Below are 13,710 nucleotides of genomic sequence, written 5' to 3' on the forward strand. Positions count from 1 at the left end.
CCTGGATGCCGCCGGTGACGGCCTCGGAGGGCCTGGAGGGCGCCGGTGACGGCCTCGGAGGGCCTGGAGGGCGCCGGGACGGCCTCAGAAGGTCTGGATGGTCGCGATCCGCTCCTCGAGCTGCTCGATGGTCGCCTGCGCGCTCGGCGGCCCGCCGCACAGTCGCCGCAGCTCGGCATGGATCTTCCCGTGCGGCAGGTTGGTCCGGTGGTGGTGCGCCGCGACCAGGGTGTTGAGCTGACGGCGCAGGCTGGCCCGCCGCTCCCCCGCGCTCATCGGCACGACCGGCTCGCGGGGCGGCGGCTCCGGGGCGTTGCGGGCCTGCTCCTGCTCCTGCCGTTTCTGCGCGGCCAGCTGCTCGGCCTGCCGCTTGTTCAGCAGCATGGAGACCTCGTCCGGGGTGAGCAGACCGGGCAGTCCCAGGTAGTCCGCCTCCTCGGCGGTGCCGGTCCGGGCGCCGGTACCGAACGAGGCGCCGTCGTAGATCACCTGGTCCAGCTCGGCGGTCGCGGACAGCGCCTCGAACTGCTTCTCCAGCTCCCCGATGGCGTCCTCGGTCTTCTGCGCCCGCTCCAGCGCCGAGTCGTCCAGCCCGTCGGACTCCTTGGGCGCGCCGAGGACGTGGTTGCGCTGCTCCTCCATCTCGCTGGCCAGCCCGAGCAGGTGCGGCACGCTGGGCAGGAACACCGTCGCGGTCTCGCCCTCGCGGCGGGACCGGACGAACCGGCCGATCGCCTGGGCGAAGTAGAGGGGGGTGGAGGCGCTGGTGGCGTAGACGCCGACGGCCAGCCGCGGGATGTCGACGCCCTCGGACACCATCCGGACGGCCACCATCCAGCGCTGGTCGGAGGCGGCGAAGCTGGCGATCCGGCCGGAGGCGCCGTCGTCGTCGGAGAGGACCACCGCCGGCGACTCGCCGGTGAGGTCGTGCAGCAGTTTCGCGTACGCCCGGGCGGCCGTCTGGTCGCTCGCGATGACCAGTCCACCGGCGTCCGGCATCCCGTTGTCCCGGACGTGGTTGAGCCGGGCGTGCGCGGCCCGCATCACCTGGGGCATCCACTCGCCGCGATGGTCCAGGGCGGTCCGCCAGGCCTGTGCGACCAGGTCCTTGGTCATCGGCTCGCCCAGCCGGGCGGCCAGCTCGTCGCCGGCGTTGGTGCGCCACCGGGTCTCCCCGGAGTACGCCATGAACATCACCGGCCGCACGACCCGGTCCCGCAGGGCGTCGGCGTAGCCGTACACCGAGTCGGCCTTGGACCGTTGCAGGCCGTCCGGGCCGCGCTCGTACTGCACGAACGGGATGGGGTTCTCGTCCGAGCGGAACGGGGTTCCGGTGAGCAGCAGGCGCCGGACCGCCGGCTCGAAGGCGTCCTTGACCCCGTCGCCCCAGGTCCGGGAGTCGCCGGCATGGTGGATCTCGTCCAGGATCACGAAGGTGCGCCGGGTGATGGTGCGCCGCTTGTGCACCGCGGGCGCCATGCCGACCTGCGCGTAGGTGACCACCGCCCCGTGGAAGTCCCGGGACGAGTGGATCTCGGAGTTGCGGAACTTCGGGTCCAGCTGGATGCCCACCCGGGCCGCCGCCTGCGCCCACTGGGTCTTCAGGTGCTCGGTGGGGCAGACCACGGTGACCGCGTCCACCGTGCCGTCGACCAGCATCTGCGCGGCCAGCCGCAGGGCGAACGTGGTCTTGCCGGCGCCGGGGGTCGCCACGGCCATGAAGTCCTCGGAACGGCGGCGGAGGTACTCCACCATCGCCTTGCGCTGCCATGCCCGCAGGGGCGGGAAGATCTCCAGATTCGGCAGTGTCGGGCTCAAGCTCCGGTGATCCCTTCATCCATGGAAAAACCTCCGCGGCGTAGGTCGCGGAGGCGAGGTATCAGCATAGCCGCGGATCCGGGCGATCCGCCGGTTACGGCACCGCCACGGGGGCCGACCAGCGGCGGTACAGCGCCAGCAGGCGCAGCCCGGTCATCAGGACCGCGGCGGTGACCAGCGGCCCCAGGCCGGTCAGGCCGAGCCGGTGGCCGATGGTGACGAGGATCGCCCCGCCGAGGGCGACGACCGCGTAGATGTCGCGTTGCAGCACGATCGGGATCTCTCCGGTGAGCAGGTCACGGGTCAGCCCTCCGCCGATGGCGGTGAGCATGCCCAGCAGACACGCGCCGACCGGCGGCACCCCGGCGTCGAGCGCCTTGAGCGTGCCGGTCGCGGTGAACAGGCCCAGCCCCGCGGCGTCCAGGACCAGCACCGTCCGGCGCACCCGGTGCAGCTTCGGATGCAGCCAGAACACCGCGACCGAGGCGAGCACCGCGGTCACCGCGTAGCGCCAGTCGGCGAACGCCAGCGGCGGGACGGCGCCGATCACCAGGTCGCGCGCGATGCCTCCGCCCAGAGCGGCGGCGAAGCCGACGAACGCCACCCCGAACAGGTCGAAGCGTTTGGCGACGCCGGCCGAGGCGCCGGAGGCGGCGAACACCGCCACCCCGATCAGATCCGCGACGAGCAGTCCGTATCCGCCCGTCACGCCCCGGTCAGGCCTTCATGGCTTCGTAGATCTCCTTGCACTGCGGGCACACCGGCGAGCCGGGCTTCGGCGTCTTGGTGACCGGGAAGGTCTCGCCGCACAGCGCGACCACGTAGGTGCCCATCACGGCACTCTCCGCGATCTTCTCTTTACGCACGTAGTGGAACATCTCCGGACCGGTGTCGGCGTCCTTGGTCTCCGGACGCTCGAGGATCTGGGTGCTCACAGATATCTGCCCTTCAAAAAGATCACTAAAGACATGGAGCAGGCTCCAGCCGACAAGTCTGACACCTCACGCCTGGCCGGTCCAACGACAACGCAGCAGCCCAGCCCCGTACCGTTGCCAGTCCCGGCGGCGCGACGCCGCGCCGGCCCACCGCCTCACCGGCGCGGGCCGGCCGGGCAGGACAAGGAGAACTCTGTGACCGACTTCGCTATTCGCTACGGCGACCACGTGACCCGTGCGCGCCGGGACGGCCGGCCGGTGGTGGCCCTGGAGAGCACGATCATCTCGCACGGCCTGCCGCACCCGGACAACCTGCGGGTGGCCCGGGAGATCGAGCAGACGGTCCGGGACAACGGCGCCGTCCCGGCCACCATCGGCATGATCGGCGGCGAGCTGGTCGTCGGGCTCGACGACGCCCAGATCGAGCACCTGGCGCTGGCCACCGACGTGGCCAAGCTCTCCGTGCGGGATCTGGCGATCGCCGCGGCCCGGCGCGCGGACGGCGCCACCACGGTCGCGGCCACCAGCGCGGTCGCCGCGGCGGCCGGGATCAGCGTCTTCGCCACCGGCGGCCTGGGCGGCGTGCACCGCGAGGCGAACCTCACCTTCGACGAGTCCGCCGACCTGACCGCGCTGGCCCGGACCCCGATCGTGGTGGTCTGCGCCGGGGTCAAGTCGATCCTGGACGTGGGCGCCACCCTGGAGCGGCTGGAGACCCTCGGCGTCTCGGTGGCCGGCTACGCCACCAGGCGCTTCCCCGGCTTCTTCGTCACCGACGGCGGCTTCGACGTGGACTGGCAGCTGGACTCGCCGGAACAGGTGGCCGACTTCATCCGGGCCCGCGCCGACCAGGCGGTCACCCGGGGCGCGCTGGTGCTGGCCAACCCGCTGCCCACCGACGAGCAACTGGACCGCGACCTGCACGACCGCACGCTGGCCTCCGGGCTGGCGCTGCTGGCCGAGCAGGGCGTCACCGGCAAGGCGGTCACACCGTTCCTGCTGGCCCACTTCCACTCCAGCACCGAGGGCAGGAGCCTGGCGGTGAACGTACGGATCATCCTGCGCAACGCGGCCCTGGCCGCCCGGATCGCCGCCGCGGCGAACGCCGGCGACGCGGCCCCGGTGGGCTTCGCGGTCCCGGCCTGAGCGCCGGACCGCGATGGGCACCGTGATCGTCGTCGGTGACCTGGTCACCGACGTGCTGGTCGAGCACGACGGGCCGATCCGGCCCGGCACGGACACCGCCGCGGCCATCCGGGTGAGCGGCGGCGGCCAGGCGGCCAACACGGCCGCCTGGCTGGCCCACGCCGGGCAGGCGACGATCCTGGTGGCCGCGGTCGGGGACGACCCGGCCGGCCGGGACCGGGTCGCCGAACTGGTCGCGGCCGGAGTAGGCGACGCCATCCAGGTGCTGCCGGGCGCGGCCACCGGCAGCGTGGTGGTGCTCACCGGCGCCGACGAGCGCACCATGATCACTGACCGGGGCGCCGGCCTGCTGCTCGACCCGGCGCACGTGAGCGCGGTGATCGCGGCCGCGGCGCCCGGCGGCCACCTGCACCTGTCCGGCTATCCGCTGCTGCACGGCGGGTCCCGGCCGGCGGGCCTGGCGGCCCTGGCCGCCGCGCGCGAGCGCGGACTCACGGTCAGCGTCGACGCGGCGTCCGCGGCCCCGTTGCGCGATGCCGGGGCGGCGGCCTTCCTCGCCTGGGTACGGGCGACCGACCTGCTGCTGTGCAACGCCGACGAGGCGGACGTGCTGGCCGGTCCGGGTGATGCCGGCGAGCAGGCGCGGCGGCTCACCGCCCATGTCGGCAACGTCGTGGTGAAGCGGGGCGCCGGTGGAGCCGTGTGGGCGGCGCGGGACGGCTCGGCGTGGCGGGAGCAGGCGGTACGCGTACCGGTGAAGGATCCGACCGGCGCCGGTGACGCCTTCGCGGCGGGCCTGCTCACCGCGTGGTTGTCGGGTGCGGAACCGGGGGCGGCGTTGCGGTCCGGAGCCGTCCTCGGCGCCGCCGCGGTTCAGCGGGTCGGCGCCCGGCCGCGGTGAGGCCCGGCGTCGTCGCGCCCACCGCGGCTCAGCGGGGCGGCCCCGGGTCGGCCGGGTCGACCACCTCGGCGTCGATGGTGACCGGCTCGGCGCGGGCGGGCTCGGCAGCCGGGTCGGCGAGAGCCATCCGCTGCCGCTCCCGCGCCGCCGCGTCGGCCGCCCGCTCCGCCTTGGTCTTCGGCGGCCGGTCGTTGGCGATCAGCACCGCGGCCCAGGGCAGGAAGACCATGCCGGCCGCGCAGAGGATCAGCCAGACCGGCAGCAACGGCACTTCCAGGCTGATCAGCACCCCGCCCAGGATCAGACAGCCGGCCCGGACGCTCATCATCGCCACATAGCGGATCTCCCGGCTGCGGAGCTGATCGCTGGGGCTGCGCGCGGCGTCGGTGATCACCACCGATGGCTGCTTCTTCACAGGGGTCTCCCGTTCGACCCCGCAATCCTCGCACCGGTCAGGCGTCCACGCCCAACCGACCTAATCTTTGGCGGCTTTCGCCTCTGCCTTGACCGCCTTCTTGTACTCACGCACCCGGGCCAGCGACTCGCCGTCGACGATGTCGGCGACCGAGCGGTACGCGCCCGCCTCGCCGTACCCGCCGGCAGCCTCGCGCCAGCCGGTCGGCTGGACGCCGCACTGCTTGCCCAGCAGCGCGACGAAGATCTGCGCCTTCTGCTTGCCGAACCCGGGCAGCGCGAAGATCCGCCGGTACAGCTCCGCCCCGGTCGGCACGTCGCGCCAGAGCGCGGCGACCTCACCGTCGTACCGGTCGGCCACCACCCGGCAGACCTCCTGCACCCGGGTCGCCATCGCTCGCGGGAAGCGGTGCAGCGCGGGCGGCGTGGCGAAGATCTCCAGCAGCGCGTCCGGGTCGAAGTCGGCGAGTTCGGTCGCGGTCGGCTCGTGCCCGAGCCGCTGGGCCAGCACGAGCGGCGAGGTGAACGCCTTCTCCATGGTGATCTGCTGGTCCAGGACCAGGCCGAGCAGGATCGCCAGCGGGTCGCGGTCCAGCAGCGCGTTGGCCTCGGCGGGGATGGGCAGGGAGAAGCTCATGGGATCATGATGCCGGTCCGGCGCGCTCCTCGATGCGGCGGACCGCCTCCCCGGCCATCCGGGTGAGGTACTCCAGGTCGGCGTCGCCGAAGTCGCGCGGCTGGACGTCCAGGGCGCACAGCCCGCCCAGCACGTGCCCGGTCGACGAGAGCAGCGGGGCGCCGATGTACGACCGCACCCCCTCCACCCGCACCAGCGGGTTGTCCTGGTGCTCGGGGTCGCTGCTGAGGTCGCCGACCGCCCGGGGCGCCCGGTCGCGCAGCAGCGGCACGCAGAACGCCCACTCCATCGGCGTCCCGCCGACCTCGGCGATCCAGTCCGGTATCGGCCCCCGGCCGGCCAGGAACACCTGGGCGTCGTCGAGCAGGGCGTCCACCACGGCGAACGGCGTGCTCAGCCGGTCCGCCACCGCATCCAGGACGTCGGCCAGGTAGGCGCGCTCCTCCTGCCGGTCCAGACCGAGCCGGGCCACGTCCCGCAGCCGGTCCCGGTCGCGCAGCTGTGGGTAGTCCGACAGGTTCACGCGCGCACCGTCCGGGCCAGGGCTTCGTACGTGATCAGCCGCACCTTGAGCGAGCGCCCGGCCACCCGGCTCAGCTCGCCCACCTCCATCACCTGCTCGGCCACCCGCCGCAGGTCGGCGGTGCCGGTGACCGGCCGCTTCAGGCCGAGCGACTGCACGGCGAGGCTCCACAGCCCCTCGGCCATCTTCGGCCCGATCAGATCCGCGAGTGCTCGTACCGCGTCCTGCTCGGTCGGCAACTCGTGGCCGTACTCCTCGATGCGAGCCATCGCGGCGCCTTTCCTGCTGCTCTTTCAGAACAATTCGATGAACGGTTCGGTGCCGTTCTGCGCGGTCGCGCCGGTCTGCTCCGCGTGGGTGTGCCGCTGCCGCGCCATGACGTGCCTGGCGCGCAGGTCCTCCACGTCGATGGCGCGTTGCCGGACCTCGTCGGCGTCGACTTCGCCGCGCGCGTACGCGGCGACGTCCTCGCACTGCCGGCGCACGTCCGCCACGGCGTTCCCGACATGTTCCAGCATCTGCCGGCTGATGTCCTGGAACTGCACGTGGCCGACCGCGCCGGTGGTCTCCGTGGTGAGCGCGTCCGAGCTCTGCTGCACCTGCCGGGCCGCGGTGACGGTGTCCCGCAGGATGCCGCTGACCATCTGCGACATTTCCCGCTGGGCGTTCGCGATGCCGCCGAGCCGGCGCGTCATCGCGGTGTCCTCCTTCATCGGCGGGGTCTCCCGGCCCGCGTCGAAGTGGCTGTCGTCGGAGAGCACCGCGTCCAGCTTGGCGGTCAGGTCGGCGATGCTGCTGCCGATGCCCTGCGCCGCCTCGGACGAACGGTGGGCCAGCTTGCGCACCTCGTCGGCGACGACCGAGAAGCCCTCGCCGGCGTCCCCGGCCCGGACCGCCTCGATCATCGCGTTCAGCGCCAGGATGTTGGTGGCCCGGCTGACCTCCTCGATCTGCGTGACGTGCTGGTTCAGCTCACGCATCTGGTCGACGAGCGCCCGGATCTGGTGGTCGCGGTACAGGAAGTAGGAGATCAGTCGTCCGACCAGCTGGTCGTTGGAGGCGCTCACCTGGCTGAGCTCGGTCTCGGTGCGGCTGAGGGTGCCGGCGAGCTGGGACACGTCGCCGGCCATCACCTCCGCCAGGGAATCCACCTTGACGAGCTGCTGCAGGATGCCACGCGCGGCCTCGTTGGTCTGGTCGATGACGTCGCGCACATGGCCGTCGATCACGTCGCAGTAGGACGGGACCGGCTGCAGCGCTTCGGCCACGACGTCTCCGCGTACGCCCTGCTCAGCCGGTTCGGGCGGCGAGGTGGGGGCGAACCTGCGGAGAAGGCTGGGCATGGGAACCTCCGTTGCGGTGGGACGAGCGGGTCAGGCGCCGGGCAGTACCTGCTTGATGACGCCGAGCAGCTGGTCCGGCCCGACCGGCTTGACCAGCCAGCCGGTGGCGCCGGCGTTCTTCGCCTCGACCCGCTTGGACTGCTCCGACTCGGTGGTCAGCATCAGAATCGGCGTGAACCGCATACCCGGGGTCTTGCGGGCCTCACGGGCGAAGGTGATCCCGTCCATCTGGGGCATGTTGACGTCGCTGATGATCAGGTTCGGCTTCACGCCCCGGCCCAGCTTGTCCAGCGCCTCCTTGCCGTGGCCGGCGGTCTCCACCGCGTACCCGGCCTTGGTGAGGATCGCCTTCAGGCTCATCAGCATGGTGGCGGAGTCGTCGACGAGCATCACGGTGGTCATGGTGGTTCGGTCCCCTGTCGGCCGTTGTCGCCCCTGCTCCCGCTGAGCAGCGGCAGCACCCGGGTCGCCAGGAAGGCGTCTCGCGGTGCTGCTGAAATCTTCGGCCGGAAAAGCAGCAATGCCTGGAGTGCGCCGGTGTGCAGATGGTTGCATCGGCGCAGGCTGACCCGCGGTTTCCGGGTGGAGCGCAGCCAGCCGACCAACTGCTCCACCTCGTCGACGGTGATCACGCCGATCAGCGTGGCGTTCTCGTCATGCAACTCGAGCGGCAAGGCCGAGCACCTCCTTCAGGTTCAGCACCAGCAGCACCAGGCCGTCGCCGAGCAGCGCGGTGCCGGAGAACTCGTCGGCGTAGGCCAGCAGGCCCTCCATCGGCTTCAGGATCACGTCGACCTCGCGGTGGAACTGCTCGACCAGCAGCCCGATCCGCTGCCCGTTGACCGACACCACGAGCACCGCGCGGTCCGCCCGCGGGTCCGGCGACCACGGCATCTCCAAAGTCCGGGCCAGGTCGATCACCGGCACCACCTCGCCCCGCATCACCACCACGTCCTGGTGCAGCACCCGGCCCACGTCGGCGGCCGGCACCCGCACCGTCTCGACCACCAGGTCGACCGGGATGCCGAACCGCTGCCCGGCCACGCTGACCACCATCACCTGGGTGACCGCCATGGACAGCGGCAGCCGCAGCCGGGCGGTGGTGCCGGCGCCGAGCTCGGAGCGCATGGTGACGGCGCCGCCGAGCTTCTCGACGCTGGCCCGGACCGCGTCCATCCCGACGCCCCGCCCGGACAGGTCGGAGATCTGCTCGGCGGTCGAGAACCCCGGCCGGAACACCAGGTTGACCGCGTCGGCGTCGCTCAGCGACTCCAGCTCCTCCTCCGAGATCAGGCCCTTCTCGTACGCCTTGCGTTTGACCCGTTCCGGATCCACGCCCCGCCCGTCGTCGGTCACCTCGACCAGCACCGCGTCGCCGTCGGCCACCGCGGCCAGGGTGAGCCGCGCGGCGCCCGGCTTGCCGGCCTCGGCCCGCTCCCGCGGGGTCTCGATGCCGTGGTCGAGGCTGTTGCGCACCAGGTGCACCAGCGGGTCGGCGAGCGCCTCGATGACGTCCTTGTCGGCCATCGTGTCCTCGCCCTCGGTGACCAGCTCGACGGTCTTGCCGAGGCGCCGGCTCAGGTCGCGGACCAGCCGGGGGAAGCGGCCGAACGCCACCGACAGCGGCAGCATCCGGATGTCCATCACGGCCGCCTGCAACTCCTCGGCGATCCGGTGCAGGCCGGCGTACTGGTCCTTGATCCGGCGGCTGAGCGTCCGGCTGCCGAACTCCTCCTCGGCCGCGGCGGCCAGGAAGGTGAGCCCGTTCTTGGCCACGTTCAACTCGCCGACCAGCTCCATCAGCCGGTCCACCTTCTCCTGGTCGACCTTGAGCACCCGGGTGCCGACCTGCCCGCCCGCGTCGTCGGCCCGGCCGGCCGGCTCCGCGACCGCGGCCGGCGGGGCGGCCAGCGCGGCCGTGACCGGCGGGTCGACCGCCGGCGGGGTGGCGGCCGGCTCGACCGGCGCGCGGCCGAGCACGCCCTCCACCGCGGCGTTCACCGCCTCCCGGTCCGCGCCGGCCAGATCCAGTGGGACACCGAGCGCGTGTGCCGCCGCGGTCACCGAGCCGATCAGGGCCAGCAGCTGGGTGCCGGTCGGCTCGCCGACGGCCAGGGTGCGGTGCGCGGCGGCGAGCACCGCCCGCGCGTCGGCGGCCAGCTCGGCGTCCACGTGCAGCGGCTCGGTGGCCGGGGCGGGCGCCGGGGCGGCCTCCGGCTCCGGTTCGCCCTCCAGGTGCCGGTGGATCGCGGCGGCGTCCAGCTCGACGACGTCGACCTGGTCGGCGACGTAGCGGAAGAGGTGCGTCAGCTCGCCCACGGCGGCCCGGGTGGCGAGCACGAAGGAGAGCAGGCAGGCGTACTCGTCGTAGTCGTCGCGCGGCGGCCAGACCCGCGGGCCGAGCACCGCGAGCTTGTCCAGGCCGGGCACCTGGCGGACCAGGTACAGCGGGTCCTCGGCGCGGAAGAAGCAGTCCCGGTCCGGCAGGTAGCGGACGAACCGCAGGGTGGCCGAGGTGGTGTCCAGCCAGGCGGCGGTCTCGATCAGCCATTCGGTGCCCAGCTCGGCGAGCCAGTCCGGGGGCGGGTCGATCGGGCGTACCGGAGCGGGCCGCTCCGCGGCGGCGGCGGGCTCACCGCCGAGCGGGGCCCGCAACCTGGTGATCAGTCCGGCCGCGTCCTGGCCGGCGGTGGCCGGCAGCCGCTCGTGCGCGGTGACGTGCGCCAGCCAGCCGCGGATCAGGTCGAACGCGGCCAGCAGGTCGTCGGTCATGCCGGAGTCGAGCGCGAGCCGGCCGCCGCGCACCGCGTCCAGCAGGTCCTCGGCCGCGTGGGTGAGCCGGGTCAGCTCCGGGAAGTCGAACAGCCCCGACGAGCCCTTGAACGTGTGTGCCGCCCGGAACACCTCGTTGACCAGCTCCGGGTCGCCGGGGTTGCGTTCCAGCTGGAGCAGGCCGTCGTCGACCGAGGCGAGCAGGTCGTTCGCCTCGGCGAGGAACTGGGCGAGCAGCGGGTTCATGCCACCGGGCCCTTCGCCGCGGTCAGCATCGTGGCGACCCGGACCAGACGCTCCGCGCCGACCGGTTTGACCAGGTAGAGGTTCGCGCCGGCCTGGTACGCCCGGTCGGCGTCCCCGGGCCGGTCCTCGGTGCTGATCATCAGCACCGGGGCGGCCGTCCCGACGGCCTCCGAGCGCAGCGTCTCCACGCACGTGTAGCCGTTCATCTTGGGCATGTTGACGTCCACCACGAACAGGTCGAACGGGGTGCTCATGGCCGCCTCCACGGCCTCCAGCCCGTTCGCCGCCTCGGCGACCTCGAATCCGGCGTCGCGCAGCAGGCTGGTGTGGTAGAGCCGCACGGTGGCGGCGTCGTCGACGACGAGCACCCGGGGATGCGTGGTCTCCGCGGTCATCAGTTGGCTCCGGTCGGTCTCTGGTAGACGATGCCCTCCGGCAGGCGGGTCGGGGTGAAGATCGGCGAGATCCGGCTCATCGACTCGGAGTGCCCGAGGAAGAGGTACCCGCCCGGGCGCAGCGCGCCGTACAGGTTCTCGGCGGCCCGGCGGCTGGAGAGCTCGTCGAAGTAGATCAGCACGTTGCGGCAGAAGATCACGTCGTAGTCGCGGAACGCGCGCATCGACGCGGTGTCGCAGACGTTCACCCGGTGCAGGGTCACCGCGCTGCGGATGCCATCGTCGACCTGGTGGCGGCCGGACCCGACCGGCACGAAGTACTTGTTCAGCCAGGCCTTGGGCACCCGTTGCAGGGAGCGCTCGCCGTAACTGGCGTGCGCCGCCTTGGCCAGCACCGCGCTGTCGATGTCCGCGCCGTGGATCTCCACGTCCACGTGGTCGATCTGGTCCCACTCCTCCAGCAGGCGCAGCGCGATGGAGTACGGCTCCTCGCCGGTCGAGCACGGCAGGGACAGGATCTTGAGGGCGCCGGTGATCCGGCGCACCCCGCCACGGGCCGAAAGGACCTGCGGCAGGACCGTGCTCAGCAGCGCATCGAACTGGTAGTCCTCGCGCAGGAAGTACGTCTCGTTGACGGTCAGCTGGTTGATCAGCTCCTGCAGCAGCTCCGACCGGTCCCGGGTGCGCAGCGCGGCGAACCAGCTGGCGAACGTGCTGTGCGAGGAGTTGCGGATGCACGCCTCCACCCGCTTGTCGACGAAGTACCGCTTGCCCGCGGTGAAGTGGATGCCGGTGCGCTTGTAGAAGTACTCGGTGAACCTCGCGAAGTCGGCGTCGGACAGGCCGGCGCCGGTGCTCGTCGCGTCGGCCATCACGCCGTACCGGCCAGCCGGGGCAACGCCGAGCGGACGGTGAACTGCAGGAACGGGTCGTCGGGAAAGCGCCGGGCGGCGGCTTGCAGGACCGGGACGTGCTCGGCTGTGGCGGCGGGCAGCAGCGCGTCGATGGCCGCGGTGACCACGTTCGCGTGCGGATCCTCGTCGATCATCCGGGCCAGCCAGGACTGGGCGTCCGGGTGCGGCAGGTCGGCGAGGACCATGGCGGTCATCACCCGTACGTCGTGATCCGGCGCCGCGAGCAGGTCCGGTATCAGCGCGGGCGTCGAGCGCGGCATGGTGGCCAGCGCCTCCGCCACCGCGGTACGCAGGCCGGCCTCGTCGCTGGCCAGGTGCACCGCCAGACCGGCGGCCACCGCCTCGGTGTCGTGCGCGGCCAGCGTGGTCAGCACCGCGTCGCGGACCCGCGGCTCCTGCTCGGGCCCGAGCCGGGCCAGCAGCTCGGGCACCGCCTCGGGCATCCCGTCCAGGTCCAGCGCCGCCTCCCGGCGCCGCTCCGGGTCCGGGTCGTCGAGCCGCCGGATCAACTCGTCGGGCGTCGCCGACGGCGGCGCGGGCTCCTCGGGCGACTGCGGGATCTGCTTGCGGACCAGTCCCATAGTGATCAACCCCTTCCGCGCGATCAGCGCACCCAGTCGGCGAGCCGGTCGGCGATCTCGTAGGCGGGCAGCACCTCGGTGGCCCCGCCCCGGCGGGCCAGCTCGCCGGGCATCCCCCAGACCACCGCGGTCTCCTCACTCTCGGCGATGGTCCGTCCGCCACCGGCCTCGACCGCGGCCATCTCGGCCGCGCCGTCGTCACCCATGCCGGTCAGCAGCACGCAGACCAGCCGTTGCGGATCGATGTGGCGCCGGGCGGAGGCCACCATCCGGTCCACGCTGGGATGCCAGCGGTACTCCGGGGCGGCCGGCACCGACTTCACGATCAGTCCGTCGGTACGCCGGGCCACCACCACGTCGGCGCCACCCCGGCCGATGTAGACGTTGCCGCGGCGGACCGTCATGATCCGGGCGACCTCGTGCACGCCCAGCGCGCACTCCTCGTTGAGCCGGCGGGCCAGCGCCGCGGTGAACGAGGCCGGGATGTGCTGGGCCAGCACCACCGGGGCGCCGAGCGTGCCGGGCAGCCGGGGCAGCAGCTCGGACAGCAGCGCCGGGCCGCCGGTGGACGAGCCGATCAGCACCAGGTCGACCACCCGTCGCGCGCCCGGTGGCGGCCGCTCGGCGACCGGCGCGGCGGCCCGCATCCGGGCGGCCGGCCCGCCGGCGCGCTTCAGCTTGGCCTTGGCCGCGCCGCGCACCTTGCGCACCAGCTCGGTGGAGACCTCGTCGATGTTGAGCGACACGGTGCCGCCCGGCTTGGGTACGTAGTCGACCGCGCCCAGTTGCAGGGCCTCCAGCGTGACCAGGGCGTTGTGCTCGGTCAGCGAGGAGACCATGACCACCGGCGTGGGCTGCCTCTCCATGATCCTGGCGAGGCAGGTCAGCCCGTCCATCTCCGGCATGTTGACGTCCAGGGTCACCACGTCCGGGCGTAACCGGTCCAGCTGCTCCAGCGCGTCGAGGCCGTTGCGGGCGGTGTGCACCTCGAAGTCGCCGGCGTCGGCCAGCATGCCCTTGAGCGCCCGGCGCATCAGCGCGGAGTCGTCGACGACCAGTACCGACGTGGGTGCCACCCCGGCCTC

At 72.7% G+C, this 13,710-nt stretch carries 17 protein-coding genes; 2 read left to right on the forward strand and 15 right to left on the reverse strand.

Going from position 1 to position 13,710, the window contains the following annotated elements:
• Positions 1–84: 84 nt before the first annotated feature.
• From ACTEI_RS30460 to ACTEI_RS30470, 3 genes are all read right to left on the reverse strand, one after another.
• Complete coding sequence (locus tag ACTEI_RS30460; RefSeq protein WP_425321059.1) at positions 85–1,755, reverse strand: DEAD/DEAH box helicase; 1,671 nt, start codon at positions 1,753–1,755, stop codon at positions 85–87.
• Positions 1,756–1,912: 157 nt separating this feature from the next.
• Complete coding sequence (locus ACTEI_RS30465; protein WP_122980788.1) at positions 1,913–2,527, reverse strand: trimeric intracellular cation channel family protein; 615 nt, start codon at positions 2,525–2,527, stop codon at positions 1,913–1,915.
• Positions 2,528–2,534: 7 nt separating this feature from the next.
• Positions 2,535–2,759 (reverse strand): DUF3039 domain-containing protein, encoded by a 225-nt coding sequence (locus tag ACTEI_RS30470; protein ID WP_187645876.1) that lies wholly within the window; start codon positions 2,757–2,759, stop codon positions 2,535–2,537.
• 189 nt (positions 2,760–2,948) lie between these two features.
• Here ACTEI_RS30470 and ACTEI_RS30475 point away from each other — a divergent pair, with 189 nt between their 5' ends.
• Together ACTEI_RS30475 and ACTEI_RS30480 are read left to right on the forward strand one after the other, a co-directional pair.
• Positions 2,949–3,899 (forward strand): pseudouridine-5'-phosphate glycosidase, encoded by a 951-nt coding sequence (locus ACTEI_RS30475; RefSeq protein ID WP_122980790.1) that lies wholly within the window; start codon positions 2,949–2,951, stop codon positions 3,897–3,899.
• Between the two features lie 13 nt (positions 3,900–3,912).
• Positions 3,913–4,800, forward strand: a complete 888-nt coding sequence (locus tag ACTEI_RS30480) for a carbohydrate kinase family protein (protein WP_122980791.1) — start codon at positions 3,913–3,915, stop codon at positions 4,798–4,800.
• A gap of 28 nt (positions 4,801–4,828) precedes the next feature.
• Here the strand turns inward: ACTEI_RS30480 and ACTEI_RS30485 are convergent, their stop codons facing one another.
• The 12 genes from ACTEI_RS30485 to cheB are packed head-to-tail and all read right to left on the reverse strand — an operon-like array spanning position 4,829 to position 13,701.
• A complete protein-coding gene (locus tag ACTEI_RS30485) occupies positions 4,829–5,215 on the reverse strand; it encodes a DUF3099 domain-containing protein (protein ID WP_122980792.1) in 387 nt (128 codons plus the stop codon).
• Between the two features lie 60 nt (positions 5,216–5,275).
• Positions 5,276–5,851, reverse strand: a complete 576-nt coding sequence (locus ACTEI_RS30490) for an HhH-GPD-type base excision DNA repair protein (RefSeq protein ID WP_122980793.1) — start codon at positions 5,849–5,851, stop codon at positions 5,276–5,278.
• A 4-nt stretch (positions 5,852–5,855) separates the two neighbouring features.
• Positions 5,856–6,374: a GAF domain-containing protein gene (locus ACTEI_RS30495; RefSeq protein WP_122980794.1), complete on the reverse strand. Its 519-nt coding sequence runs from the start codon at positions 6,372–6,374 to the stop codon at positions 5,856–5,858.
• Positions 6,371–6,643 carry a hypothetical protein gene (locus tag ACTEI_RS30500; RefSeq protein WP_122980795.1) on the reverse strand — a complete coding sequence of 91 codons (273 nt, stop codon included), beginning with the start codon at positions 6,641–6,643 and terminating at the stop codon, positions 6,371–6,373. Before ACTEI_RS30500 ends, ACTEI_RS30495 begins: the two co-directional genes overlap by 4 nt.
• 24 nt (positions 6,644–6,667) lie before the next feature.
• Complete coding sequence (locus ACTEI_RS30505; RefSeq protein ID WP_122980796.1) at positions 6,668–7,717, reverse strand: methyl-accepting chemotaxis protein; 1,050 nt, start codon at positions 7,715–7,717, stop codon at positions 6,668–6,670.
• A gap of 30 nt (positions 7,718–7,747) precedes the next feature.
• Positions 7,748–8,119 (reverse strand): response regulator, encoded by a 372-nt coding sequence (locus tag ACTEI_RS30510; RefSeq protein ID WP_122980797.1) that lies wholly within the window; start codon positions 8,117–8,119, stop codon positions 7,748–7,750.
• On the reverse strand, positions 8,116–8,391 hold the full coding sequence (locus ACTEI_RS30515; protein ID WP_122980798.1) for a hypothetical protein: 276 nt from the start codon (positions 8,389–8,391) through the stop codon (positions 8,116–8,118). The genes ACTEI_RS30510 and ACTEI_RS30515 overlap by 4 nt, the downstream gene beginning before the upstream one ends.
• On the reverse strand, positions 8,372–10,735 hold the full coding sequence (locus tag ACTEI_RS30520) for a chemotaxis protein CheA (RefSeq protein WP_122980799.1): 2,364 nt from the start codon (positions 10,733–10,735) through the stop codon (positions 8,372–8,374). The genes ACTEI_RS30515 and ACTEI_RS30520 overlap by 20 nt, the downstream gene beginning before the upstream one ends.
• Positions 10,732–11,130: a response regulator gene (locus ACTEI_RS30525; RefSeq protein ID WP_122980800.1), complete on the reverse strand. Its 399-nt coding sequence runs from the start codon at positions 11,128–11,130 to the stop codon at positions 10,732–10,734. Before ACTEI_RS30525 ends, ACTEI_RS30520 begins: the two co-directional genes overlap by 4 nt.
• Positions 11,130–12,002 carry a CheR family methyltransferase gene (locus ACTEI_RS30530; protein WP_122980801.1) on the reverse strand — a complete coding sequence of 291 codons (873 nt, stop codon included), beginning with the start codon at positions 12,000–12,002 and terminating at the stop codon, positions 11,130–11,132. The genes ACTEI_RS30525 and ACTEI_RS30530 overlap by 1 nt, the downstream gene beginning before the upstream one ends.
• Positions 12,002–12,625 (reverse strand): HEAT repeat domain-containing protein, encoded by a 624-nt coding sequence (locus ACTEI_RS30535; RefSeq protein WP_203723540.1) that lies wholly within the window; start codon positions 12,623–12,625, stop codon positions 12,002–12,004. The genes ACTEI_RS30530 and ACTEI_RS30535 overlap by 1 nt, the downstream gene beginning before the upstream one ends.
• Before the next feature lie 23 nt (positions 12,626–12,648).
• Complete coding sequence (gene cheB / locus ACTEI_RS30540) at positions 12,649–13,701, reverse strand: chemotaxis-specific protein-glutamate methyltransferase CheB (RefSeq protein WP_122980802.1); 1,053 nt, start codon at positions 13,699–13,701, stop codon at positions 12,649–12,651.
• Positions 13,702–13,710: the final 9 nt, after the last annotated feature.

It is taken from the genome of Actinoplanes teichomyceticus ATCC 31121 (genome assembly GCF_003711105.1).
Lineage (GTDB): Bacteria > Actinomycetota > Actinomycetes > Mycobacteriales > Micromonosporaceae > Actinoplanes > Actinoplanes teichomyceticus.